Here is a 22,680-nt window from a genome sequence, read left to right as displayed (position 1 = left end):
GCCCCTTTCGGTGTGGAACGGCGCTGTTCGTCACACTGCCGACCTGGCCACACGTGTATCGATGTGGACGGCCGACGACCGCCGTGGAAGCGTGAGTCTCCCGATGCTGAAGACGGGCCCGGGACTGTGTCAAAGCGTGTTTTTGATGAACGGAACGTGCTGTTTCCGACCTGATGCCGCAGGTCGGATACTCACGGGAGACTGCCCGACACTGCGGCCGGCAGCCGATCTCGACGGGGCTAAGCACTCAAGACGAAGCTCGTGTCGGTCAGTTCCTCGGACAGCGCCCACAGGCGTTCAGCCGCCGCCGGATCGCTCGCGGCCGCGGTAGGGCTGACCAGTGTTGGGCCGCCGCGCATCCCCGAGATGCCGCCCGGCCCGACGTAACTCGCACCGGGAAGATCCTGGGTCGCGGCGAAGAGCGTCGGCAGGGCACCGGCCTCAGCGCTCTGCGCGACCACCCGGATGAACATGCGCAGCACCGGTTGCGGGGTGCGCAGCAGGTCTGTCGCCGCGAGACCGGGATGCGCGGAGAGCGCACGCACAGGTGATCCGATCTCGCTGAGCCGCCGCTGCAGCTCCAGCGTGAAGAGCAGGTTTGCCAGCTTGGACTGGCCGTACGCCTGCCGGGCGTTGTAGGCGCCGCTGAGGTCCGGGTTGTCGAAGTTGATTCCGCCAACCCAACGGTGCGCCGCGGCGGAGACTGTCACGACGCGGTCGGTGATGTGCGGCAGCAGCAGATTGGTGAGCGCGAAGTGGCCGAGGTGGTTGGTGCCGAAATGCGTCTCGAAGCCGTCCTTGGTGCGCCCCTCCGGTGCCATCATCACGCCCGCGTTGTTGATCAGCAGGTCCAGATCGCCGTCCCAGGAGGTGGCGAACTGACGCACCGATGCAAGGTCGGCCAGGTCGAGGTGGCGGACCTCGTGGCTACCAGGGACCGTGGCCGCGGCCTGTCTGCCCTTGTCGAGGTCGCGCACGGCCAGCACCACGTGCGCGCCGGCCTTGCCGAGCGCCTGAGCTGTAGGGATGCCCAGGCCGCTGTTCGCGCCGGTGACGACCGCGGTGCGGCCGGTCAGGTCGGGCATCTGGCTGATGTTCCAGGTGCTTTTCATAGGGTCAATGCCGCGGTACAGCGCCTAATCCTTGTCACGGAGCCACTTTTGACCGGGCTCGCCGACTGACGCCAGCGAGCCTTTCGATCATCGAAATCCAGACCTAAAGGAACGTCAGGCGTTGGCGGGAAGGCGCCGTGAGATGGCATCCGCGGCTCTGCGGACCTCGGGTGCCAGCCGGTCCACCTGCTCCGCTTCCGGTGCCAGAACGCCGAGTGCCGCGACGAACCGGCCCTCGGCGTCGAAGACAGGCGCGGCGACCGATGTCGTTCCGACCGTCAGCTCACCCCGCGAGTAACCGACCTGCGCATCCCGCACCCCGGCCAGCTCGGCTGCCAGCCGGCCGGGACCGGCGATGGTCCGTGCCGTGTACCGGCGCAGCGACGTGCACTGCAGGACGGCGCAGACGTCCGGGTCGTCCGAGTAGGCCAGGATCACCTTTCCCACGCCGGTCGCATGCAGCGGGAGGCTGCCGGCCACCTCCGCTATATTCGCGACCGCCCGGGGCCCGGCGACCTTGTCGACGCACACGGCCTCGTGATGGCCGGCGACGGCCAAGTGAACGACCGTGCGGGTATGGCCCGCCAGCGACTGCATGACCGGGCGTGCCGCGCGGCGGAGGCCACGCTGTCGCGGTGCGGCGGAGCCCAGTTCCCACAGCCCGATCCCGATCTGGAGGCTGCCGTCGTCGTTCCGCTCCAGGGCGCCCTCGGCTATCAGCTCCCGTGACAGTCGGTAGGCGGTCGCCACCGGGATCCCCGACCGGCGTGAGATTTCGGTGAGCGTCATCGGGGTGGGGCTGCGCCGGCAGGCGTGCAGAATCGCGAAGACACGGTTTGTGCTGCTGCGGCCCGGCTCATTCGAGGTTGGCATGATTCCGCCGTCGCCGTCTCAGAGGGCCGCTCGAAGGTCGAGGCGCCGATGATCGGCCTGGCGGGCGGGGGTGAGCGGATCGTAGAGGGCAAGGCGCGGGTGAGTCATGGTCACGTCCTTACGTACGGGCTCTCGTACGGGCCGGGACTGGTGTCGGTACTCCGGCGCCGAGGCGCTTGAGTTTGATGACGGGGAGTCGGTGATTGACGGCCACGGCGGTGGCCGTGCCCCCCTCGCGGTGCCATCTCAGCAGCGCACTGCGGTCGTCCACCGATCCGGCGAGGACTTCGGGGGTTCCGGTGAGCGGGAGTTCGCCGCTGATCTTGATGTCGAGTCCGGACTGCTCGGTCCAGAAGTAGGGGTCAGGTCGGTACGGGTGCGCCGACTCGCCGTGCAGCAGGCTTGCCGCGGCCGTACGCCCCTGCTCAACGGCGTTGGTCCAGTGGGGAGTTCGGCGCCCCTGGCGGGACACGACGTCTCCGGCGGCGACGATGCCGGGAGCGACGCGGCAGCACGCGTCGGCGACGAGACCGCCGCCCGCGTCCAGGGGCAGGCCGGAGTCCTCCAACCAGTCGGTGTTGGGCACATCACCGGCCGCGCAGACGATCACGTCGGCCGTCAGGACCGACTCCCCGCAGCGCACGCGGTGTTCGTCGAGCACTTCGACGCCGTCCGGCTCGACCCGGACCCGTATGCCGTGGTCACGGGCGGCCGCGACGGCGAGATCGGCCACCCACGGCCCGAGCAGCCTGAGCAGCGGTGGTAAGAGGTCGATGACGGTGACCTCCAGGCCGAGGGCACGGCAGGTCCCGGCGACCTCCATGCCGAGGAAGCCACCGCCCAGCACGATCGCGCTGTGGGCCGCGGCCAGCCGGGTGGCGAGGGTCGAGGCGTCGTCCAGGGTGCGCACCACCAGGTCGCTGTCGCCGGTGAGGCGGCGTGCCCGGGCACCGGTGGCGATCACCAGCCCGTCGTACGGGATGTCGGTGCCGTCGGCCGTTGTCACCAGACGGCCGCTCGTGTCGAGCCGCACGGCCCGTGCTCCGGTACGGAACTCGATGTCCTCGCTCGGGAGCGGCAGCAGAGCCGACTCCACGGACTCCCGGCCTGCCAGCACGCCTTTTGAGAGTGGAACGCGCGAGTAGGGCGGATGAGGCTCCTCGGAGAGCACGGTCACCTGGCCGTCGTAGCCCTCGGTACGCAGGCTCTGCGCCGCCGTGACCGCGGCGATGGACCCACCGACCACGACGATCCGTTTCACGGCTGCACCTTCAACGCCGCGACGGGACACACCCGAACGGCGGCCGCGACGACACTTTCGTACTCCGCGTCCACCTCGTCACGCGTCAGGTGCAACTCGCCCTCGTCGTCGAGCCGGAACACCTCGGGCGCGGTCTGTTCACACAGCCCGTGGCCCTCGCAGCGCTCGAAGTCGACCACGATCCGGGTCATCTCACTGTCCTTCCGTGAATGTCAGGCATGCGAGGGCTCTCCGTGCAGGCTTCGAGGGAAGAACCGCTCGATCAGACCGGAGACGAGGGCAACGTCCCTGACTCGGGGAAGCCTTCATGACGTTGCCTTTCGTCGGGCGGCATCGTGGATTTCTGGCCTCGGCGGCCGCCCGACCTCTGCTGAAGCCGCAACGTAGCACCCAGATGTCGCTTTGATTAATACCTTCGACAAAAGTTTGTCAGGGCTGTTCAGTGAGGCGAGTCGCGGTGCTACGTTGTTCGCGTTGCGGAGACGGGGCGGTCGATGACCCCCGTCTGACGGCGCCGAGTCCTCGGTGCGTCGTCCTCTGAGAGAGCGTGACGACCGAGGAACGTCGCCCTGAACGGGAACACAGTCGCCGATAGAGGCCGGCCCGGGCGGCGCATAGATGTCCCTGCCACCTCTGGCCGCCCAACGACAACGCCGCCGTCACCACCGGTGCTCAGTGGCGTGCGGCCTGACCACTCTTCAGCTGACAGAACCGGTCGTGAGGCCGGCCACACGCATGGAAAAGGGAACGACATGAGGGAACCGCTGAGCTACGAGATCGCCAGCCGAGCCGCCGAGGCGGCCCTTGACGCGGCGCGTGCCGAAGGAGAGCGAATCAGCGTCACCGTGGTCAACCGCAGCGGTATCACGAAGGTCGTGCTCGCTGACGACGGCGCCGGACCGATCGCGGTCTCGACGTCGCGCCTGAAGGCTTACACGGCCGCGGTCATGGGCATCACGACCGCCGAATTCGCCGAGGTGGCCGCGAGCCCGGTCATGGCAGCGAATCCGGTACATCTGGTCGATCCTCAGCTGCACCCGGTGCCGGGGGGATTCCCGATCATCACGGGCGACGGCGAAGTCATCGGCGGCCTGGGAGTGGGCGGGGCCCACGGGGGTGTGGACGCCCGCATCGCGGGAGCGGCGCTGAAGAGCATCGCTGACCTGCTGAATTGAGGGATGACCGCAGGCGGACAAGAGGGTGATCAAGGACCTCCTCGTGGCCCTAGTGCCCCGAGGAGGTCCTCTGGCCAGGGCATGGCACGTGATGTGCTCTGGACATGGTGATGGAAGGGATGAATCGCATTGACCGCCAAGGTGCACCGTCGGCTGCCACGCCCAGCTGAGCTTCGTGAGCTGTTGCGCCCCGCTCCGATCCAACTCAACGGCGTGGAGCGGCGATTGGCGCGAGCGGCTTCCATCGCCGACCTTCGCGCTCTGGCACGACGACGGGCGCCCAGGGCGGTCTTCGATTTCGCCGACGGAGGGGCCGGGGCGGGGGAGCTCGCGCTGCGTCGAGCTCGTGAGACCTTCCAGCGCCTGGAGTTCCATCCGTCGGTGCTCCGCGACGTCTCCCATGTGAGTGCTGAAACGGTGATCCTCGGCAAGCCGTCCGCTCAGCCTTTCGCGTTCGCTCCCACCGGCCTCACGCGCATGATGCACACCGGAGGGGAACGAGCGGTCGTCGCCGTCGCCGAGCAGGCCGGGATTCCCTACGCCCTCTCCACGATGGGCAGTACCACGATCGAGGACACCGCGACGGCCGGCCCTCAGGCGCGGAAGTGGTTCCAGCTGTTTCTGTGGCGTGATCGCAGCTCGGCCAAGGAACTGGTCGACCGTGCGGCCGCGGCCGGGTACGACACGTTGATCCTCACCGTGGACACCCCGGTCGCCGGGACTCGGCTGCGCGACGTACACAACGGGCTCACCGTGCCCCAGCAACTCACGTTGCGCACCTTCGTCAACGGAGCCCTTCACCCCCGCTACTGGTTCGACCTGCTGACCACCGAGCCACTCACCTTCGCCAACCTGGCGACCTCCGAGGGCACGATCGCCGACCAGATCGACCGCGTCTTCGATCCCGCGATCACGGTGGCCGACCTCGAATGGCTCCGCGGCCACTGGCAGGGCAGTCTCGTGGTCAAGGGCATCCAGTCGGTGTCCGATGCCCAGCGAGTGGTTGACGCCGGCGCGGACGGCATCGTGCTCTCCAGCCACGGCGGGCGGCAGTTGGACCGCGCCCCCGTACCCGTCGAGTTGGTCCCGGCCGTGCGCGAGAAGCTGGACGGGCGGGCGGAAATCCTGGTCGACACCGGTATGACGACCGGTGCTGACATCGTGGCCGCCCTGGCGCTGGGTGCCAACGCCGCGCTGGTGGGTCGTGCCTTCCTCTACGGCCTGATGGCCGGCGGTCAGCGTGGGGTCGCTCGTGCCGTGGAGATCCTGTCGCGTGAGGTCGTCCAGACCATGGCACTGCTCGGGGTCAACAGCGTCACCGAACTACGCCCGGAGCACGTCTCGATCCGCTTGTCCTGACCACGGGGGCGAGCGCGCCAGGCGCGTGAGGGCTGCCGGCCGAGCCGGACCTTTGTGCCTCTCCCGCAGTGCCGCCCGCGTAGCGACTGCGCCCGCCTTCGGATTCTGAGTGCGCCCCACTCCGACTGACAACTGTTCATCAAGCTCGGTAGAGAGTAGTGAAAGTATGGCCAACGAGATCAGTACCCCCGTCACCGCCGATGTCCCGTGTGCTGGTGAGGACGTCACCGTGGCCGGGCTGAACGCGTATCTGTCCCGCCCGCGGGAGGCCTCCACAGGCGGAATGTTGCTGTTGCCGTCGATCACCGGGATCTCGCCGCAGTTGCGCGAGCTCGCCGACGGCCTGGCCGCCGCTGGAGTCAACGCGCTGTCCTGGGACATCTGGCGCGGTCGGCCCGGCAGCGACGACCCGTCACAGATGGAGAACCAGTTCCAGTGGGCGTCGGAGCTGGATGACGAGTCCAGCCTGACCGAGATGGACCGACTGCTCGACCACATGTTTGGCGAGCTGGGTTGCCGACGGGTCGGTGTGATCGGCTGGTGCATAGGCGGCCGGTTCGCGCTGCTGCTCGGTGGACGGGACAGCCGGATGGCGAACGTGGTCGCCTACCACCCCACCGTGCGAGACACCCCGGCACCGAACCACACCCTGGATGCCACCGAGTTCACCGCCCGGATCGCCGCGCCTGCCATGATCCTTTATCCAGGCGCGGACGAGGTCGTGTCGGTGGAGAGCTTTCATCGGCTGCAGACCGCTCTGAACTCGCGGACCACCGGGCCGAGCATCGCGCATGTCTACCCCGGAGCCGGGCACGGCTTCACCGCCCGCGCACAGCATCACAACCCGGTCAACAAGGCGGCCACCGACCTGTCCTGGCCCCAGGTCATCGCGTTCATCCGGGCCACCACCCTCGTCTGACAGGACATCTACGATCGCCGGTGACCGAGCCCCCTTCCGCGAATCCGCGGAAGGGGGCTCGGTCACCGGCGCAGCAGGCGCTTCCCCGACCACTGCTACCGAAATTCATTCGTAGTGCATCGGCCTTCAGGCCGGTGGTGGAGCGAATCTGACAGGGGCGACGCGGAGCGTCGCGGTCTCGGGTCCGGTGGCGCAGGACTTCGCGGTTCTTCGCCTGCGGCGCGGTTCTTGGTGAGGGCTTGTCCCGGCAGAGCCGGGTGGTGCTCATGCCGGCCGGTTCTGCTGTTCGATGTACTGCCTGACCACGGAGAGCGGGGCGCCGCCGACGGTGCCGGCGAAGTAGGAGCCGGACCAGAGCTTGTTGGCCTGCCAGTAGTGGTGTACCAGGTCGGGAAACTCCTGGCGCAGGCGGCGGGAGGAGACGCCCTTGAGGGAGTTGACCAGCTTGGTCACGGCGACCTTGGGCGGGAAGTTCACCAGCAGGTGGACGTGGTTGTCCTCGCCGTTGAATTCCACCAGGTCGCACTCGAAGTCCGTACACACGGATCGCATGATCTCCTCCATGCGCCTCAAGTGGGCATCGGTGAACACTCTGTGCCGGAACTTGGTCACGAAGACCAAGTGGACGTGCATCACGAAAGTACAGTGCCGACCAGTTCTGATCTTCTGCATCTCACCCATAACCCAAGTATGTATCGTGGCCGCCATGCAGCTCCGGTACGCCTTCAGGTTGTACCCGGACCCCGGCCAGCAGACGACGTTGGCGAAGGCGTTCGGGTGCGCCCGCGTCGTGTTCAACGACGCGGTGCGTGCTCGTGAAGACGCCCGAAAGGCCGAGCAGCCGTTCCCGACGGCCGGTCAGCTGTCGAGGAAGCTGATCACCGAGGCGAAGCGGACAGCCGAGCGGTCCTGGCTCGGCGAGGTCTCCGCAGTGGTGCTCCAGCAGTCCCTGCGGGACGCCGAGATGGCGTACCGCAACTTCTTCGCCTCCCTCCAGGGCATGCGCAAGAGACCGAAGGTGGGAGCACCACGGTTGAAGTCCCGCAAGGACACGCGGCAGTCGATCCGGTTCACCGCCAACGCCCGCTGGCACCTCACCGACAACGGCCGGCTGAACCTGCCGAAGATCGGTCCGGTGAAGGTGACATGGTCCCGCACGCTGCCGGTCACCCCCACCTCGGTCACCGTCATCAAGGACGCGGCCGGACGGTACTTCGCCTCCTTTGTCCTCGACACCGACCCCGCCGCCGACGCGGCCCGGATGCCGCAGAGCGACCGCACCATCGGCATCGATCTCGGCCTGACCCACTTCGCGGTCCTCTCCGACGGCACGAAGATCGACTCCCCGCGCTTTTTGCGGCGCGCGGAGAAGAAGCTGAAGAAGGCCCACAAGGAACTGTCCCGCAAGCAGAAGGGATCAAAGAACCGGGCCAAGGCCCGCCTCAAGGTCGCCCGCGCCCACGCCGAAGTCGCTGACGCACGCCGTGAGTTCCACCACCAGCTCTCCACGAAGCTGATCTCCGAGAACCAAGGGATCGCCGTGGAAGACCTGTCGGTGGCGGGACTGGCCCGCACGAAGCTGGGCAAGTCCGTGCACGACGCCGGATGGTCATCGTTCCTCAACATGCTCCAGTACAAGGCGGAACGGTACGGCCGCACCCTGGTCACGATCGGCCGGTTCACACCGACCTCCCAGACCTGCTCCGCCTGCGGCGTCAAGGACGGACCCAAATCCCTGAGCGTCCGGGAATGGACCTGTACCGCCTGCGGCACCGTCCACGACCGGGACACCAATGCCGCGATCAACGTGAAGACGGCCGCCGGACTGGCGGTATCGGCCTGCGGAGCGCCGGTAAGACCAGGAGCAATCCCGGCACAGCGCGAAGAAACAGGAAGCCACGGATTCCCCACCGGAAACTGCGCCGCGTAGCGGCACAGCAACCGGCGGAGAAGGCCAGAATCCTCGGGCTTCAGCCCGAGGAGCAAGTCAACTGAGTGCTCCCGTCGTCACGGTGACCGGGAGGCTTTCCAGACCCCGGATGACGTTGTTGAGGTGCCGCCGTGGAGGGCCGGCCAGGTGGATCGCCTCTACGTGATCCAGCAGCGCCGACAGGATCGCGTTGCCCTCCACCCGTGCCAGTCCCTGGCCGGCACAGGCGTGCACGCCGGAGCCGAACCCGACGTGGTCCATCGGCGCCCGGCCCACGTCGAACTTGTCCGGCTCCGGCCACTTGCGCGGATCCCGGTTGGCCGAACCGAACAACATCGCCACCTGAGCCTGCGGCGGGATCGTGACGCCGTCGATCTCGACCGGCCGCGTCGTGCGGCGGAAGAACACCTGCACCGGTGATTCAAAACGCACGACCTCCTCGAAAGCGGAACGGAGCAACGTCCGGTCGGAGCGCAGGGTCGTCCACGCGGCCGGATGCTCGGCGAACAACCACAAAGCACTGCTGATCGCGTTGATCGTCGTGTCCATGCTCGCCACCAGGTACGCGCGCAACAGCCGTCCCACCTGGTGCTCCTCGATCACGCCCCGGTCGGCCGCCTGATACAGCGCCTCGCCCCAGCCACCCGGCGCGAGGTTGTCGCGGTTCATCATCGAGATGAGCTCCTCGAGCAGCCGGTCGGAGACCTGCACCGACGCCGTCGTCCGCTCGTTGAGGGGGCCGAAGGTGTTGAAGAACGCGTCGGCGAACACGAGCACCTCGTCCCGCGCGCGCAGGGGCATCCCGATCAGATCCGCCACCACTGTCAGCGGGAACACGCGCGCCAGATCACTCACGACGTCGAATGAACCGCGGGCGACCACTGACTCGACCAGCTCAGTGGCACGCCGGGCTATGCCGTCTCGCAGGCCCGCCAACGCACGCGGTGCCAGGCTCTCCGACAGCACCGCGCGCAGCACCTCGTGCTCCGGCGGGTCCGTCGCCAGCACACCACCCCGGCGGCGTTCGTTCAGCGACGGCTCATAGCCCACGCTGTCCACGGAGGAGAACCGTTCGTGGTCGCGCAGCGCCGCCCGTACGTGCTCGTACCGGGGCAGGGCCCAGCAGTCGTAGCGCTCCAGGTACACGGCGGCGCCCGTCTCCCGCAACACCGCGTAGGCGGCGTAGGGATCGGTCAGAACATCGTCGGCGAAGATGTCCACATCGGATATCGGAGTAGCGGCCGTAGTCATCCTTGACTCCCTCATTCATCGCGGTGAAACCGCATCCGTTCGTGTGCGAAGCCTCGTTCGGGCCGCCCGGCAGCACGGTTGACCGGCCGTGGCCGGTGCTCTCCTCAGGCGCCGATCATGTTGAAGCCGCCGTCGGCGTTGAGGTAGACGCCGGTCATGTGGGCGGCGTCGTCGGTGGCGAGGAAGAGGGCGGTGCCCGCGAGTTCGGCCGGGCCGGGGATGCGGCCCATCGGGGTCTTGGCGATCATGTCTTCGCGGCGGCCGGACTTCCAGTCCGCCCGGCCCAGGAGCGTCTCGGTCTCGATGAAACCGGGTGCGAAGGTGTTGACCCGTACGACGGGGGCGAAGGCCTGGGCGTAGGACTTGGTGATGCCGAGGATGCCGTACTTCGCGGCGGCGTACTGCGGGGCTCGCGCGCTGCCGCGCACGATGACGGTGGAGCCGATGTTGACGATCGCGCCGTGGCCCTGGTCCAGCATCCGGGCCCCGAACTCGTGCGTGCAGAGCATGGTTCCCTTGATGTCCACGGCGAGTACGTGGTCGATGGACTCCTCGGTCAGGTCCCGCCAGGACATCTGGTCGCCCGCCACGTCACCGACGTTGTTGACCAGCACGTCGAGGCCGCCGAACTGGATGAAGACCTCCTCGGCCATGCGGATGACGTCGGTGTGGACGGCGATGTCGGCCTGCACGGTGAACGCCTCGCTGCCCGCTTCCTTGATGCGGGCGACGGTCTTCTCGGCACCGGCGGCGGAGTTGCGGTAGTGGACGGCGACGCGGGCGCCCTCCTGGGCGGCGCGGACGGCGATCTCGGCGCCGTAGCCGGTGCCGGCGCCGGTGACCAGGACGGTGCGGCCCTCGAAACGGCGGGGGATGGGCACGGGGGGCGGGGTGTGGTCGGACATGCGGGTCCTTGTCTGCGATGGTCGGACGCGGGTTCCGGGGGCAGGGGTGACGGAGACAACCGGCGGGCTGTCGCGGCCCTAGCCCTCAGACGGCTGGGTGGGTCAAGGGCCGGTGAAGTGCTGTCGGATCTCGCCGATGCCCTCGACGCGGCTGACGAGTACGTCGCCGTCGGTGAGGTAGCGCGGCGGGTTCATGCGGTTGCCGACGCCCGCCGGGGTGCCGGTGAAGACCAGGTCGCCGGGGAAGAGCGGCAGCACGGCCGACAGCCGGGCGATGAGCTCCGGCACCGGGAAGATCATGGACTTCGTGCGGTCCTGCTGGACGATCTCGCCGTTCAGCAGTCCGGTGATCTCCAGGTCGTCGGGGTCGTCGAGTTCGTCGGGGGTGACCAGGACGGGGCCGATGGGGCCGAAGCCGGGGAAGGACTTGCCCAGGCTGAACTGGGCTGGTTTTCCCTGGAGTTGGGTGACGCGTTCGGAGAGGTCCTGACCCACGGCCAGGGCGGCCACCGCCTTCCAGGCGCGGTCCTCGCTCACCCGGTACGTCTCGCGCCCGATCACCGCGACGAGTTCGACCTCCCAGTCGACCTTGCCCCGGGGGAGGGCGACGCTGGTGTGCGGGCCGGTGACGCAGGCCGGGAACTTGGTGAAGACGAGCGGTTCCTCGGGCGGAGTGAAGCCGGCTTCCGCGGCGTGCGGTGGGTAGTTGAGGGCCACGGCGAACACCTGGCGGGGGCGGGGTACCGGTGCGCCGAGCGCGGTGGGGTCGACCGGGATGTCGTACGCGTCCTCGGGCAACCCGGCCGCCCAGTCGCGTAGGCGTGGCCAGTCCTCCAGCAGTGCCATCGGGTCGGTGGGCAGTCTGCCCAGTGAGGCCCAGCGGACGTTCGCGGCCCGGTCGCCGCTGACCACGACGGTGTGGCCGTCGAGGACGCCGAGCCTCACCAGTCCACCTTCTCGGGTACGGGGGTTCCGTGCCCCTCCTGCCAGCTGACGATGGGCGTGCGCAGGACGCCGAGGCGCTCGACCTCGGCCTCGACGACGTCGCCGGGCTTGAGGTACATGTCCGGGTCGCCGCTGAAGCCGGCCACGCCCTGGATGGTTCCGGTGGTGATGAGGTCGCCCGCGCTGTAGCCCTGCGGGGAGTGGTAGGCGACCAGGTGCGGGATGGAGACCGACATGCGGTTGGTGTTGGACTTCTGCCGGACCACGCCGTTGACGCGCAGTTCCATGTCGAGGTTCTGCGGGTCGGGGATCTCGTCGGCGGTGACGATGTACGGGCCGACGGGGCAGAAGGTGTCGATGGCCTTGCAGAAGGAGAAGACCCCGGATGCCATCTCGCGGCGCTGGATGTCGCGGGCGGTGATGTCGTTGAAGACGACGTATCCGGCGATGTGGTCGGGCGCGTCGTCCACTCCGAAGAACTTGCCCGGCTTGCCGATGACGACGGCGATCTCCAGCTCGTAGTCCAGCTCGCTGGTGAGGTGTTCGGGGTAGATGACGGGTTCGTCGGGACCGACGATCGCGTCGACGTTCTGGAAGAAGACGATGCCTTTGTGCATGGGGTGCGACCAGTCGACGTTCTTCGACTCGTCCTCGTGCTCACGGAAGTTGCCGGATGTATGGAAGAACTTCTTCGGTACGAGCGGCGCGCGCAGCTTCACGTCGTCCAGCAGCAGCCGCTCACCGGTCTCCAGGACCTTGCCGTCGCGCTCGAAGTACTCCCGGGTGCTGCGGACTTCGAGTGGCAGCACGAGCCGTTCCTCGAGTTCCAGCCTGCCGACCCGCCCGTCGTCGAAGGTGATCAGCTTCATGGTTCTCTGCTTTCTTTCGAAGAGTGAAAGCGATATTCACTGTGTGAACTTTGAGTTGAGTATTGAAGGGTCATCGTGGACTGTCAAGGCGTTGCCGGGGGCTGAGGCCCGCGGTCATCGGGACTGGACGCGCTGCCCTCGCCCAGAAAGACGCGCAGCTGGAGGGCGAGCATCGAGTAGTAGCCCACCAGCGTCGTCAGCTCGAACACGCCTCGCTCTCCGACCGCGGCCACGGCGTCGGCGTACTCGTCGTCGTTCAATGTGCCGTGCCGCAGCAGTGCTGTCGTCGCCCGCAGGGCAGTGCGCTCGGCCGGCTCGGCGAGCTCCGGCACCCGGCCGGCGCGCAGTGCGGCCATCTCCGATTCGGTCAGGCCACCGCTGGTGCGGCCGACGGCTTCGTGAGCTTCCCGCTCGAAGGCGCTGTCCCAGTGGGCGGCCACGGCGAGGATCGCCATTTCCCGCACGCGATCGCTCAGCGAGGAGCTGTAGCGCACAGCCGTGCCGAGGGCCTGCGTCGCCAGACCCACCGGCGGGCTCAGCAGCATGGCGTTGAAGGGGCCGCGCAGCCGCCCCTCCTGGTCGGTCAGTGGGAACGCCTGCGGCCCCAAGGCGCGGGCGCCGCCGGTGACGGCCCGGTAGACCTCGGCCTGCTCCTCGTCCAGTTCACCGGGCAGCAGCCCGCCCAGTCGCACTCCCATTCCGTCCTCCTTGTCGTCGCCCCATGGCGGATGGTCTGATGCTGGCTTCCATACAATGAAAGTGACCGTGTTCCGTCGTAGTGCTCACCGTGCCCAGCAGACCGAAAGCGAGACTCTTGGTGCCGCCGCGTGAAAAGCCGACCAGCCCCCTGCCCGCCGACGGCTCCGCGGCGTCCAAACGCAGCTACCAGGTCGAGGCGCTGGCCAAAGGGCTGCGGTTGCTCGGGCAGTTCTCCGAACAGCGGTCGTCGATGAAGCTGACAGACATGGCCGCCAGGGCCGGCGTGCCGTTGCCGACCGCCTTCCGGATGGCCGCCACCCTGGTGACCGAGGGGTTCCTGGAGCAGCTGCCGGACGGCTCCTACCGTCCGGCCCCCAAAGTGCTCACGCTGGGCTTCGCGGCGTTGCGCGGCATGGACGTGGTGGAACTCGCCGACGGGCCGCTGCGCCGGCTCGCCGCGGCGACGGGCCAGACGGTAAACCTGGGCACCCTGTCCGGCGACCAGGTGCTGTACCTGATCCGGCTGCGCAACAACGACCTGGTGACCGCGAACATCCAGGTGGGCTCGCGGCTTCCGGCAGTCGGCACGTCCATCGGAAAGGTGCTGCTGAGCAGCCTGGACGATGCCGAGCTGAAGCAGCGCCTGACGGAAGAGTCCTTCGCCGGGGCGACCGGCCCGAACGCGATCCGGTCGTTGGCCGAGCTGCGGCCGGCGCTGGCGAACATCCGCGAGCGGGGCTGGGCGGTGCAGGACGAGGAGCTCGCCTACGGGCTGCGCTCGGTGGCCGCGCCCGTGCGCGACGCGTCCGGCTCGGTGGTGGCCGCGGCCAATGTGGCGGTGCCCGCGATGGGGTACCCCGTCACCCGCCTGCTCGACGAACTGCGCCCGCGCCTGCTGAACGTATGCCAGGAGATCACGCGGCTGCTCGGCGGAAGCTGACGGACGAGGCGGCCTGCGGTGCCGTCCCGTCCGGCCGGCTCCTGACTCAGACGAGCGTGCGGCCGCCGTCCACATACAGCACCTGCCCCGTGATGAATGACGCCTGCGCCGAGGCGAGGAACAGCACCGCGCCGACCACATCCTGCGGGGTGCCCAGACGCCCGGCCGGGACCAGGCTGACCATCTCCTCGCGCATCCCCGGCCTGTCCAGGTACTCGCGAGTCAGTTCGGTCTCCGTGTAGCCGGGGCCGACCGCGTTGACGGTCACACCGTCGGCGGCCCACTCCCGGGCCATCACCTTCACCAGCTGGTCCAGTCCGCCCTTGGTCGCCGCGTACGGGGCATGGTGCGGGTGGGCGAGCCGGGAGGAGACCGAGGAGAAGAACACCATGCTCCCGCGCCCTGCCCGGCGCATCAGACGTCCCGCCGCCCGCCCGGCATAGAAGGCGCTCGACAGATTCAGTGTGAGGATCCGTTCCCACACCTCGTCCGGTGTGTCGACCACCGCCCGGCGGTCGTTGGTTCCCACCGCGTGCACCAGCACGTCCAGCCCGCCGAGTTCATCTGCCGCCGCCCGGACGGTTTCCTCGCACGCCGCCGAGGTCGTGACATCGGCCGGAATCACGCGTACATCGGCGTCGGCGAGCGCCGGATCGTCCCGCAGAGCCTTGAGCTTCGCCTCGTCCACGTCCACGACGGCCAGGTGCGCCCCGGCCTCCGCGAGCCCCCGGGCGCAGGCTGCACCCAGGCCGCCTGCCCCCATGACGAGCGCCCGGCGGCCCTCCAGTCCCAACCAACCCATGGCGCACTCCTCCATGACTTTCGTGCAGTAAAAGTAACTTTTACAGTATGACGATAAGCCGTGCGGCGACACGATGTCCATCACGCCTGTCATGCCCGGAACTTGACCGTCACCCGGTCGCAGTGCTTTCGTTTGCTGCCAGTTGAAAAAGTCACTTTTATGCAGTGAAAATCCTTGGGAGTGCGTGCAGGGGCTGCCTACTCCTGCAAGTCGCTCGCCGAGGCGGTTGCCACCTGCTCCCTTGCCCCCACTCATCCATCTCAGGAGCCCCCCCTTGAGCGACTCGCCCCCGGCAGTGGAGGCGGAGGAACACAACTCCTCCGGTACTCCTCGCCACTTCGGTCTCGTATTCGCCGCTCTCATGGCAGCGATGCTGCTCTCGTCCCTGGACCAGACGATCGTCAGCACCGCGCTGCCGACCATCGTCGGCGAGCTGCACGGCGTGAACCACATGGCATGGGTGACCACCGCGTACATCCTCGCGGCCACCATCGCGATGCCCGTCTACGGCCGACTCGGCGACCTGATCGGCCACAAGTCCCTGTTCCTCGGCGGCATCGGCGTCTTCCTCGTCGGTTCCGTGGTCGCGGGCGCGGCGCAGGACATGACCTGGCTGATCATCGGCCGGGCCGTGCAGGGGCTGGGCGGTGGCGGACTGATGATCACCTCGCAGGCGATCATCGCCGACCTCGTGCCACCGCGGCAGCGCGCGAGATACATGGCCCCGATCGGTGCGGTCTTCGGCCTCTCCGCCGTCGCCGGACCGCTGCTCGGAGGCTGGTTCACCGACAGCATCGGCTGGCGCTGGTCCTTCTGGATCAACCTGCCGGTCGGAGTCCTGGCCCTCGCCGTCGGCGCGTTCGCCCTGCGCCTGCCGCGCAGAGCCGCCGAGGTCGCCTTCGACTATCTCGGCTTCGCCCTCATGGCGTCTGCGGTGACCTGCACGGTGCTCGTGACCACCTGGGGCGGCACGGAGTACTCCTGGTCCGATCCGCTCATCATCGGCATGGCCGTCGGTGGCCTGCTGGCCTGGGTGGTCTTCTTCTTCTCCCAGAGCCGTGCCACGGAGCCGATCATCCCGCTGTGGCTGTTCCGCAGCCGGATCTTCAACATCGCCACCCTGATCGGGCTCCTGGTCGTCGGCATCGGCATGTTCGCGATCCTCGGCTACCTGCCCACGTACCTGCAGATGGTCTACGGCCTCAGCGCCACCGAGTCCGGGCTGCTGCTCATTCCCATGGTCGTCGGCATGATGGCCACCTCCCTCCCGTCCGGACGGCTGATGAGCAGCACCGGCCGCTACAAGATCTTCCCGATCGTCGGCACGGTCCTCGTGTGCCTCGCCGCGCTGCTGATGTCCACCCTGGACACCGAGACCTCGCTCGTGCTGGTCGGCCTCTACGTGTTCCTGCTGGGCGCCGGTCTCGGCGGGACGATGCAGCCCCTGGTCCTGGCCGTGCAGAACGACTTCCCCGGCTCCGACGTGGGCACCGCGACCTCCGCCAACAACTTCTTCCGCGAGATCGGCTCCACCCTCGGCACCGCGGCCGTCGGCTCGCTGTTCACCCACCGTCTCATCGACCAGCTCGGCGACCGCCTCTCCGCCGACGCCGCCAGGGCCGTGGGTGACACCCACTCGCTCACCCCGGCCCTGGTCCACTCCCTCCCGGACAAGGTCCAGGACGCGGTGATCCTGGCCTACCAGCACGCCCTGACACCGGTCTTCGGCTACCTGGTCCCGGTGTTCGCCCTCGGCCTCGTACTCGCCTTCCTCCTCCCGGAGAAGAAGCTCGCCGACGAAACGGACCCCGGCCCCGACACGACATCGGCTGCCCAGCCCGGTGAGACAGGGCCGGACAACGCTGAGGTGCCGGCGCCGACAGGGCACTGAGCCGCATGAAAGCTGTGAGGGCGGGCCGGGCGGGCCCGCCCTCACCGTACGAGGCAGGGGGAGTGTCAGAGGGTGTCTCGGCCGAGCAGGAACGACACGAAGCGGCGGTCCGGATCCCAACGGTCACGGAGGGCCTCGAGACGGGACAGTGCGTCGGCGGCGAAATAGGCGTCCGGTCCCAAGCCGCGGGACGCCATGGAGTCGGCGCTCATCTGGTTTCCCATGGTCACCGGTTCCAGCTGCCGGGCATGGTCGATGACCCACGCATGCATGTCCGCGTCCTGGCTCGGATCGTCCCAGACCGTGACCAGCTCGACCATGGTGTCCCCGAGCAGGGAGAAAGCCATGTCCGGCAGTTCCGGGCTGCCGGCCAGGTTCAGCCAGTTGACGTGTGACCGCGGGGTGGGGAGCGAGGTGAGAGCCGCCTCGAGGGCCGGCACCAGGGCGGATGCCGACGCGTTCGACATGATGTTGTCGTGGCTGTACCGAAGACCCGCCGGGTACAGGTCGTCCACGCCCGTGAGGTCCTGCATGCCCCCGACCACGGCGGGGTCGATGCGCCAGAGCGCCTTCTCCCGCAGGGGCGCGTTCGTGAAGGGCGCGAGCGCCTCCTCGGCCTCACGCTCGGAGTCGGCGAAGGCGAACAGACCCAGCAACATCGTCGGTCCGTCCGGGGAGCGGGCCACGTGTTGGGTGACGCAGAGGGACGGATCCACGATCGGTGACATCTCGTGACGGATCCCGTGCAGCCAGCCGAGGATCTCACCACGCATCGCGAGCGGGTAGTTGTGCGCGGTGGCTTTGATCACGGCCGGCCTTGGCCGCAGCTCCAGGTGGAAGGCGGTCACGACGCCGAAGAACCCGGGGCCCGCCCCTCGGGCCGCCCAGTAGAGATCGCTGTTCTGCGACTCATCGGCCCGGACCGCCTCGCCGTCCGCCGTGACCACATCCACGGCCCGGACCAGGACACACCCGGGCCCGTAGGCACGCCAGTTCCATCCCAGACCCCCGCCCAGAAGGAATCCCCCCACCGCCACCGAGGAGCAGTGGCCGTGGGGAAAGAACAGCTTCAGCGGGTCCAGCGCCATATCGAGGTCCTGACCGAGAACTCCGGGTCCGACGACCGCGGTCCTGGCCAGAGGATCGATGTCCATGCTCGCAAGGCGTGATACGTCGACGAGGAGCGCGCCCTCTCGCAAACCGGCGGCTGAAGTGCTGTGCCCGCCCGCGCGCACGGAGACCTGGAGCCCCCGCTCCTTGGCCAGCCGAACGGCCACCGCGACGTCGTCGGCGTCCTCGGCCAGCACGATTCCGGCCGGGCGTCGCGCGGGCTTACGGCCGTTCCATACAGCATGGCGACGAGCCTGCTCGTAGCCCTCGTCACCGGACCACAACAGCTTCCGCTCCAGCTTTCTCTCCAATGGCACGGCTCTTCCTTTCGATGTGACAGATGCCGGGCGCTCAGGCACTGGCGGGGGTGATCAAGGAGAGCCGAATCGAGTCAGGTGAGCGCCTCACCCGGCGGCCGAAACTCACCAGCACGCGAACGCCGGCCAGGATCGCGGCGTCGCCGAGCGCGATGTCACTGGTGCTGATCCAGTAGGGCGCGCCTCCGTCCCGCGGTCGGCCGTGCGGTGGATAGGGGCGGTGCGAGGCTTCGGGCTCGCCCCGGCGGTCTTGTCTTCGCTGGACATGGCGTCCTCCCTGTCCGTGCGGCGGCTCTGCGCGGATCGGCTGCGGAGGCCGGTCCGGGCGTAATGTTGCGTGGCCCCGGCGCGGGGAGGAACGGCACCTTTCGTTGATTGAAACGGAGTCCCGCACAGACCGGGGCAGCCGACGTCGGCACCCGCCCGCAGCGCCGCCCGTCATCTCATGGAGGTTTCGCGTCCGCGAGGAGTCTGTGTGCCGGTCGGCTGCCGTTCGAACCGTTCCGTATCGGACTGTCTGCGGTTGTCATGCGTTGGGCTGCCAGGGTGCGAGGGCGGCGTCGACCACGTTGGCCACGGCGTCCGTGTCCAGGTGTGTGCCGAGCATGCACCGCTGGAACAGCAGGGGGCCGAGAATCCGGCAGACCAGGTCGCGGGTGTGTTCTTCGACGCCGGCGCGCAGTTCACCGCGGGCGACGGCGGCGGCGAGCCGGTCGGCCAGCTTCTCGTCGGCGCGGCCGAACATCTCGTCGCGCAGGCGTCGTACGTCTGGGTCCCGCTCGCCGCGTTCGATGACGGTGGCGGCGATGGGCTGGTTGAGCCAGTCGGCCTGCTGCTGCAGGTGTGCCACCAACTGGTCGCGGAATGGACCGTCGTCCAGGGTGAGGATCGGGTATGCGGCGGAGGTGAGGGTGTCCAGGAGGAGGGACTGCAGGTCGGGCCAGTGCCGGTAGACGGTGGCCCGGCCCACCTTGGCCCGTTCGGCGACGGCGGCGTGGGTGATGTGTCCGGGTCCTCCTTCGACGAGGAGTTCGGCGGCGGCGGCCAGGGCGGCGGCGCGGCTGCGGAGGGCGCGGGGGTCGTCGTGGGTGCGGGGCATGGCGGCAGTTCTCCGTTCCAGGCAGTCTGTGAGACAGGTTGACTCATAACCTCTATCTGATACATACTGTCTCACAGATGGTGCGGGACCCGCAGCATCGGACACCGTCAGGCACAACCGTCTTTGAGGCTCCGAGGAGAGACCCATGTCCGTGACCATGACCGAGAACGCAATCGCCCTCCGTTTCGCCGACCGCGCCACCGCCTACCAGGCGCTCAGCGAGTTGAAGCACCTCTCCTCCGCCACGACCGAGGTCCGTGGCGCCGTACTGATCGAGCGCTTGGAGGACGGCACCGTCCGCTTCCCCGAGGGCCTGGACACCGAAGCCGGACGCAACACCGCGGTCGGCGGGCTGGTCGGCTCACTGGTCGGCATCCTCGGCGGCCCCCTCGGTGTGCTGATGGGCTGGGGCATCGGCGCGCTGATCGGCGGAGGCCACGACTACAAGCGGGTCACCGAGGCGACCGGGGCCGTCGGCGCCTTCACACCGCACGTCCCGCCGGGCGGCACCGTCATCCTTGCCGGGGTCAAGGAGGCCGACACCGATGCCATGAACCTGCTGGCCATGCGCTACGACGCGGCCCTCGAACGCCGCCCCGCCGACTCCGTACGGACTGAACTGAAGGCGATGGAGAAGGCGGCCGACCAGATCAGGAAGCAAGAGGCGAAGGACGATCGCGACCGCAAGCGCGCTGAGCGCGAGCGCAAGGCCGCCGAGCGGAAGACCGAGGACGGCGCCCGCGGGCAGAAGCAGCCCGCCCCGCCCGCAGCCTCCGCCACAGACGCGGGGTAACACCCCCTGCCCCGCAAGGTGGGAGCGGACCAACCCAGGTCCGCTCCCACTTCGAGTGCCGCGTCGGATACGGAACCGCCGTCGTCGGCGAGTCCCACCGGCAGGAACAAGGCGAGTACGGGCGAGTACGGGGCCGAGACGAACATCCGCCGGGCGACCCTGTACGACAACTGCGTCACCGACATGAACGCGCCCACCTTCGGAGCCGGTGTCATGCGCCGGGTGTGCGTGTGTGCGGCGGAGTGGGACGCGCCTCCCGTGTCGACCGCGAGCGATCCCTTCGCTCAGCGGGTGACCAGCAGGCCCCGGCTGCGCAGCACCCGCCGCTCGAGCGGGCTGAAGATCAGCAGATCGATGGCGATACCGACCAGCAGGATCAGGAAGATGGCCAGGAACACCTGCGACATGCTGGCATTGGTCCGCCCGTTCTCCAGCAACTGGCCGAGACCGACGCCCAGATCGGGCGAGGAGGCGATGATCTCGGCGGCCATCAGCGAACGCCAGGAGAACGCCCAGCCCTGCTTCAGCCCCGCCAGATAGCCGGGGAGAGCCCCGGGCATCACGATGTGCCAGGCCTCGAGCAGCCCTGTCGCGCCCAGCGTCCGCCCGGCCCGCAGGAACAGCGGCGGGATCTGGTCGATGCCGGCGACGAGGCCGTTGGCGATGGACGGGACCGCACCGAGCAGGATCACGGCGTACATCATCGAGTCGTTCAGGCCCAGCCAGAGTACGGCGGGCGGAACCCAGGCCACCGACGGCAGCGACTGCAGACCGGACAGGATGGGGCCGATGGCCGCCCGGACGAATCTCACCCGGGCGACCAACAGGCCGAGCGGCGTACCGATGGCGAGCGCCATCAGGAAGCCGAGCAGACCGCGCGAGACGCTGGTCCAGATGTAGTCGAGAAGCGTGCCCTGCAGCCAGGCGGCGGTCACCTCGTCCCACACCGCGGACGGCGACGGCAGCTTGTAGCTGTCGACGACCGCCGCCCACACCAGCATCTGCCAGACCACCAGCACCAGCGCGACCGCGGTGACCGGCGGCAGCACCTTGCGTATCAGGGTCTCGCGCAGTGGCGTACGGCCGACCTGCACCGTGTCCAGCGCGTCGAGCCCGGCCTCCAGTCCCGCCAGATCGTGTGAGTCCTGGGGCTCCCCGGCTGCCGGAGAGCCGTCCTTCTTGCTGTCGGCGCCGGTGTCAGTGCTGGCCATGGCGGCGGATCTCCCTGCGTAGTTCTTCGGTGATGTCGGCGGCCAGCTCGGCCACCGCGCTGTCCTCGATGCGGCGCGGCTGCGGGATGCCGACCTTCCACTCCCGGGCGATCCGCCCCGGCCGCGAGGACAGCAGCACCACCCGCTGTGCCAGCCGCACCGCCTCCCGCACGTTGTGCGTCACGAACAGCACGGACAGTCCCGTCTCGCGCCAGATGCGGGTCAGCTCGTCGTGCAGTACGTCCCGCGTGATCGCGTCCAGCGCCGCGAACGGCTCGTCCATCAGCAGCAGCCGGCTGTCCTGGGCCAGCGCACGGGCCAGGGCCACCCGCTGCCGCATACCGCCCGACAGTTCGTGCACCCGCTTGCCGTACGCGCCCTGCAGCCGTACGAGTTCCAGCAGCCGTTCCGTCTCCTGCCGGCGCCCCGGCTTCGCGACCCCGCGCAGCTTCAGGGCGAGCTCGATGTTCTTGCCCGCGGTCAGCCACGGGAACAGTGCGTGCTCCTGGAACAGCAGGGCGGGTCGGCCTTCCGTGCCGATCGAGCCGGCGGACGGCAGGTCAAGGCCCGCGACCAGGTTGAGCAGGGTGGACTTGCCGCAGCCGGAGGCCCCCAGGAGGGTGACGAACTCGCCCGGTGCGACATCGAGCGTGATGTCGTCCAGCACGAGCTGCTGTCCGCCGGGCGTGCCCGGCGCGGGGAAGGACTTCGAGACATGCTCGATACGGGCGGCGTACGTCACCGCCGTGGCGTCCTCGGCAGCCTTGGCGAACGTGGTGGCCATGGTCGTCACCTCCTGGGAACTCATCGGGTGTGGTTGTCAGTTACTCGTTACTCGGCACCGAGACCGGCATCGTCGACCTCGTCCTTGCCCTCGGCCTTGAGGACCTTGTTGAGCGGTGCGAGATCGTAGATGCCCTTCAGATCGGGCTTCTCCAGCAGACTGGCCTTCACCGCGTGCTCCGCCTCGGTGTTGAGGGTGGCGGCCAGCGGGTCGTCGAGGAAGGTGATGGACTTCCAGGCCGGGTCGATGACCTCGGCGGGCAGGGCCTTGCCGGACTCCTCCTTCAGCGCCTCGTTGGCGGAGGCCTTCGCCTTCTCCGGGTTGGCGTTGATCCAGGCGTTGGTCTTCACCGAGCCGCGCAGTACGGCCTCGACGACGTCCGGGTGCTCCTTGAGGAACTTCTGCGACACGATGATGTTCGTGATCACGAACTTC

23 protein-coding genes are annotated in these 22,680 nt (G+C 68.5%); 7 read left to right on the top strand and 16 right to left on the bottom strand.

Translation table 11 applies throughout. The annotated features are described in order from the left end of the window. Positions 1 to 239 precede the first annotated feature (239 nt). From OP79_RS41405 to OP79_RS41390, 4 genes are all read right to left on the bottom strand, one after another. Positions 240 to 1,112: an oxidoreductase gene (locus OP79_RS41405; RefSeq protein WP_033328229.1), complete on the bottom strand. Its 873-nt coding sequence runs from the start codon at positions 1,110 to 1,112 to the stop codon at positions 240 to 242. A gap of 114 nt (positions 1,113 to 1,226) precedes the next feature. Next, the gene (locus tag OP79_RS41400; protein ID WP_078492346.1) at positions 1,227 to 1,985 is read right to left on the bottom strand and encodes an IclR family transcriptional regulator; all 759 of its coding nucleotides are present in this window, start codon (positions 1,983 to 1,985) and stop codon (positions 1,227 to 1,229) included. A gap of 118 nt (positions 1,986 to 2,103) precedes the next feature. Beyond that, on the bottom strand, positions 2,104 to 3,246 hold the full coding sequence (locus tag OP79_RS41395; RefSeq protein ID WP_033328226.1) for an NAD(P)/FAD-dependent oxidoreductase: 1,143 nt from the start codon (positions 3,244 to 3,246) through the stop codon (positions 2,104 to 2,106). Next, positions 3,243 to 3,437: a ferredoxin gene (locus OP79_RS41390; RefSeq protein ID WP_033328224.1), complete on the bottom strand. Its 195-nt coding sequence runs from the start codon at positions 3,435 to 3,437 to the stop codon at positions 3,243 to 3,245. The genes OP79_RS41395 and OP79_RS41390 overlap by 4 nt, the downstream gene beginning before the upstream one ends. Positions 3,438 to 3,998: 561 nt before the next feature. On the opposite strand from OP79_RS41390, the gene OP79_RS41385 reads away from it, so the two are divergent. From OP79_RS41385 to OP79_RS41375, 3 genes are all read left to right on the top strand, one after another. Next, positions 3,999 to 4,421, top strand: a complete 423-nt coding sequence (locus OP79_RS41385) for a GlcG/HbpS family heme-binding protein (protein WP_033328223.1) — start codon at positions 3,999 to 4,001, stop codon at positions 4,419 to 4,421. Positions 4,422 to 4,646: 225 nt separating this feature from the next. Continuing rightward, positions 4,647 to 5,780 (top strand): alpha-hydroxy acid oxidase, encoded by a 1,134-nt coding sequence (locus tag OP79_RS41380; RefSeq protein ID WP_342669581.1) that lies wholly within the window; start codon positions 4,647 to 4,649, stop codon positions 5,778 to 5,780. Between the two features lie 166 nt (positions 5,781 to 5,946). Beyond that, complete coding sequence (locus OP79_RS41375) at positions 5,947 to 6,699, top strand: dienelactone hydrolase family protein (protein ID WP_033328220.1); 753 nt, start codon at positions 5,947 to 5,949, stop codon at positions 6,697 to 6,699. 264 nt (positions 6,700 to 6,963) lie between these two features. Here the strand turns inward: OP79_RS41375 and tnpA are convergent, their stop codons facing one another. Beyond that, positions 6,964 to 7,380: an IS200/IS605 family transposase gene (tnpA, locus tag OP79_RS41370; RefSeq protein WP_033328219.1), complete on the bottom strand. Its 417-nt coding sequence runs from the start codon at positions 7,378 to 7,380 to the stop codon at positions 6,964 to 6,966. Between the two features lie 25 nt (positions 7,381 to 7,405). Between tnpA and OP79_RS41365 the strand changes: the two genes are divergently transcribed. Then, positions 7,406 to 8,629, top strand: coding sequence for an RNA-guided endonuclease InsQ/TnpB family protein (locus OP79_RS41365; protein WP_033328261.1), 1,224 nt, complete (start codon positions 7,406 to 7,408; stop codon positions 8,627 to 8,629). 57 nt (positions 8,630 to 8,686) lie between these two features. Here OP79_RS41365 and OP79_RS41360 read toward each other — a convergent pair whose 3' ends face one another. From OP79_RS41360 to OP79_RS41340, 5 genes are all read right to left on the bottom strand, one after another. Further along, positions 8,687 to 9,880, bottom strand: coding sequence for a cytochrome P450 (locus OP79_RS41360; RefSeq protein WP_211270965.1), 1,194 nt, complete (start codon positions 9,878 to 9,880; stop codon positions 8,687 to 8,689). A 104-nt stretch (positions 9,881 to 9,984) separates the two neighbouring features. Continuing rightward, entirely contained in the window at positions 9,985 to 10,785 is an 801-nt protein-coding gene (locus tag OP79_RS41355; RefSeq protein ID WP_211270964.1) for an SDR family NAD(P)-dependent oxidoreductase, read from the bottom strand. Between the two features lie 102 nt (positions 10,786 to 10,887). Then, the gene (locus OP79_RS41350) at positions 10,888 to 11,730 is read right to left on the bottom strand and encodes a fumarylacetoacetate hydrolase family protein (RefSeq protein ID WP_033328217.1); all 843 of its coding nucleotides are present in this window, start codon (positions 11,728 to 11,730) and stop codon (positions 10,888 to 10,890) included. Continuing rightward, positions 11,727 to 12,599, bottom strand: coding sequence for a fumarylacetoacetate hydrolase family protein (locus tag OP79_RS41345; RefSeq protein ID WP_033328216.1), 873 nt, complete (start codon positions 12,597 to 12,599; stop codon positions 11,727 to 11,729). The genes OP79_RS41350 and OP79_RS41345 overlap by 4 nt, the downstream gene beginning before the upstream one ends. An 83-nt stretch (positions 12,600 to 12,682) precedes the next feature. After that, positions 12,683 to 13,297, bottom strand: a complete 615-nt coding sequence (locus OP79_RS41340; protein WP_033328215.1) for a carboxymuconolactone decarboxylase family protein — start codon at positions 13,295 to 13,297, stop codon at positions 12,683 to 12,685. 119 nt (positions 13,298 to 13,416) lie between these two features. On the opposite strand from OP79_RS41340, the gene OP79_RS41335 reads away from it, so the two are divergent. Then, positions 13,417 to 14,238 carry an IclR family transcriptional regulator gene (locus OP79_RS41335; RefSeq protein ID WP_033328214.1) on the top strand — a complete coding sequence of 274 codons (822 nt, stop codon included), beginning with the start codon at positions 13,417 to 13,419 and terminating at the stop codon, positions 14,236 to 14,238. 46 nt (positions 14,239 to 14,284) lie between these two features. Here the strand turns inward: OP79_RS41335 and OP79_RS41330 are convergent, their stop codons facing one another. Beyond that, positions 14,285 to 15,040, bottom strand: coding sequence for an SDR family NAD(P)-dependent oxidoreductase (locus tag OP79_RS41330; protein ID WP_245685627.1), 756 nt, complete (start codon positions 15,038 to 15,040; stop codon positions 14,285 to 14,287). A 274-nt stretch (positions 15,041 to 15,314) separates the two neighbouring features. Between OP79_RS41330 and OP79_RS41325 the strand changes: the two genes are divergently transcribed. Continuing rightward, positions 15,315 to 16,931, top strand: a complete 1,617-nt coding sequence (locus OP79_RS41325) for an MDR family MFS transporter (protein ID WP_245685626.1) — start codon at positions 15,315 to 15,317, stop codon at positions 16,929 to 16,931. Between the two features lie 65 nt (positions 16,932 to 16,996). On the opposite strand, the gene OP79_RS41320 is transcribed toward OP79_RS41325, so the two are convergent. Both OP79_RS41320 and OP79_RS52745 read right to left on the bottom strand, forming a co-directional pair. Next, a complete protein-coding gene (locus tag OP79_RS41320; RefSeq protein WP_078492345.1) occupies positions 16,997 to 18,358 on the bottom strand; it encodes an FAD-binding oxidoreductase in 1,362 nt (453 codons plus the stop codon). Between the two features lie 526 nt (positions 18,359 to 18,884). Continuing rightward, the gene (locus OP79_RS52745; protein ID WP_033328212.1) at positions 18,885 to 19,457 is read right to left on the bottom strand and encodes a TetR-like C-terminal domain-containing protein; all 573 of its coding nucleotides are present in this window, start codon (positions 19,455 to 19,457) and stop codon (positions 18,885 to 18,887) included. Between the two features lie 145 nt (positions 19,458 to 19,602). Between OP79_RS52745 and OP79_RS41310 the strand changes: the two genes are divergently transcribed. After that, positions 19,603 to 20,250, top strand: coding sequence for a hypothetical protein (locus tag OP79_RS41310; RefSeq protein WP_051745422.1), 648 nt, complete (start codon positions 19,603 to 19,605; stop codon positions 20,248 to 20,250). Between the two features lie 284 nt (positions 20,251 to 20,534). Here the strand turns inward: OP79_RS41310 and OP79_RS41305 are convergent, their stop codons facing one another. The 3 genes from OP79_RS41305 to OP79_RS41295 form a co-directional block, all read right to left on the bottom strand. Beyond that, on the bottom strand, positions 20,535 to 21,461 hold the full coding sequence (locus OP79_RS41305) for an ABC transporter permease (protein WP_033328211.1): 927 nt from the start codon (positions 21,459 to 21,461) through the stop codon (positions 20,535 to 20,537). Then, the gene (locus tag OP79_RS41300) at positions 21,448 to 22,245 is read right to left on the bottom strand and encodes an ABC transporter ATP-binding protein (protein WP_033328249.1); all 798 of its coding nucleotides are present in this window, start codon (positions 22,243 to 22,245) and stop codon (positions 21,448 to 21,450) included. The genes OP79_RS41305 and OP79_RS41300 overlap by 14 nt, the downstream gene beginning before the upstream one ends. A gap of 47 nt (positions 22,246 to 22,292) precedes the next feature. Continuing rightward, positions 22,293 to 22,680 (bottom strand): sulfate ABC transporter substrate-binding protein (locus OP79_RS41295; RefSeq protein ID WP_033328210.1); only part of this gene is annotated, 388 nt, incomplete at its 5' end.

The organism is Streptomyces yerevanensis (assembly GCF_000716805.1).
GTDB classification, from domain to species: Bacteria; Actinomycetota; Actinomycetes; order Streptomycetales; family Streptomycetaceae; genus Streptomyces; species Streptomyces flaveus.
The sequence above is the reverse complement of the archived record's forward strand: the minus strand, read 5'-3'. Positions and strand labels throughout refer to the sequence as shown.

Coding starts and splice junctions, on each gene's coding strand:
- OP79_RS41355 (WP_211270964.1), bottom strand. CDS start 10,785: ATGTCCGACCACACCCCGCCCCCCGTGCCCATCCCCCGCCGTTTCGAG.
- OP79_RS41405 (WP_033328229.1), bottom strand. CDS start 1,112: ATGAAAAGCACCTGGAACATCAGCCAGATGCCCGACCTGACCGGCCGC.
- OP79_RS41305 (WP_033328211.1), bottom strand. CDS start 21,461: ATGGCCAGCACTGACACCGGCGCCGACAGCAAGAAGGACGGCTCTCCG.
- OP79_RS41345 (WP_033328216.1), bottom strand. CDS start 12,599: ATGAAGCTGATCACCTTCGACGACGGGCGGGTCGGCAGGCTGGAACTC.
- OP79_RS41390 (WP_033328224.1), bottom strand. CDS start 3,437: ATGACCCGGATCGTGGTCGACTTCGAGCGCTGCGAGGGCCACGGGCTG.
- OP79_RS41360 (WP_211270965.1), bottom strand. CDS start 9,880: ATGACTACGGCCGCTACTCCGATATCCGATGTGGACATCTTCGCCGAC.
- OP79_RS41375 (WP_033328220.1), top strand. CDS start 5,947: ATGGCCAACGAGATCAGTACCCCCGTCACCGCCGATGTCCCGTGTGCT.
- OP79_RS41300 (WP_033328249.1), bottom strand. CDS start 22,245: ATGGCCACCACGTTCGCCAAGGCTGCCGAGGACGCCACGGCGGTGACG.
- OP79_RS41365 (WP_033328261.1), top strand. CDS start 7,406: ATGCAGCTCCGGTACGCCTTCAGGTTGTACCCGGACCCCGGCCAGCAG.
- OP79_RS41385 (WP_033328223.1), top strand. CDS start 3,999: ATGAGGGAACCGCTGAGCTACGAGATCGCCAGCCGAGCCGCCGAGGCG.
- OP79_RS52745 (WP_033328212.1), bottom strand. CDS start 19,457: ATGCCCCGCACCCACGACGACCCCCGCGCCCTCCGCAGCCGCGCCGCC.
- tnpA (WP_033328219.1), bottom strand. CDS start 7,380: ATGGGTGAGATGCAGAAGATCAGAACTGGTCGGCACTGTACTTTCGTG.
- OP79_RS41400 (WP_078492346.1), bottom strand. CDS start 1,985: ATGCCAACCTCGAATGAGCCGGGCCGCAGCAGCACAAACCGTGTCTTC.
- OP79_RS41340 (WP_033328215.1), bottom strand. CDS start 13,297: ATGGGAGTGCGACTGGGCGGGCTGCTGCCCGGTGAACTGGACGAGGAG.
- OP79_RS41310 (WP_051745422.1), top strand. CDS start 19,603: ATGTCCGTGACCATGACCGAGAACGCAATCGCCCTCCGTTTCGCCGAC.
- OP79_RS41330 (WP_245685627.1), bottom strand. CDS start 15,040: ATGGGTTGGTTGGGACTGGAGGGCCGCCGGGCGCTCGTCATGGGGGCA.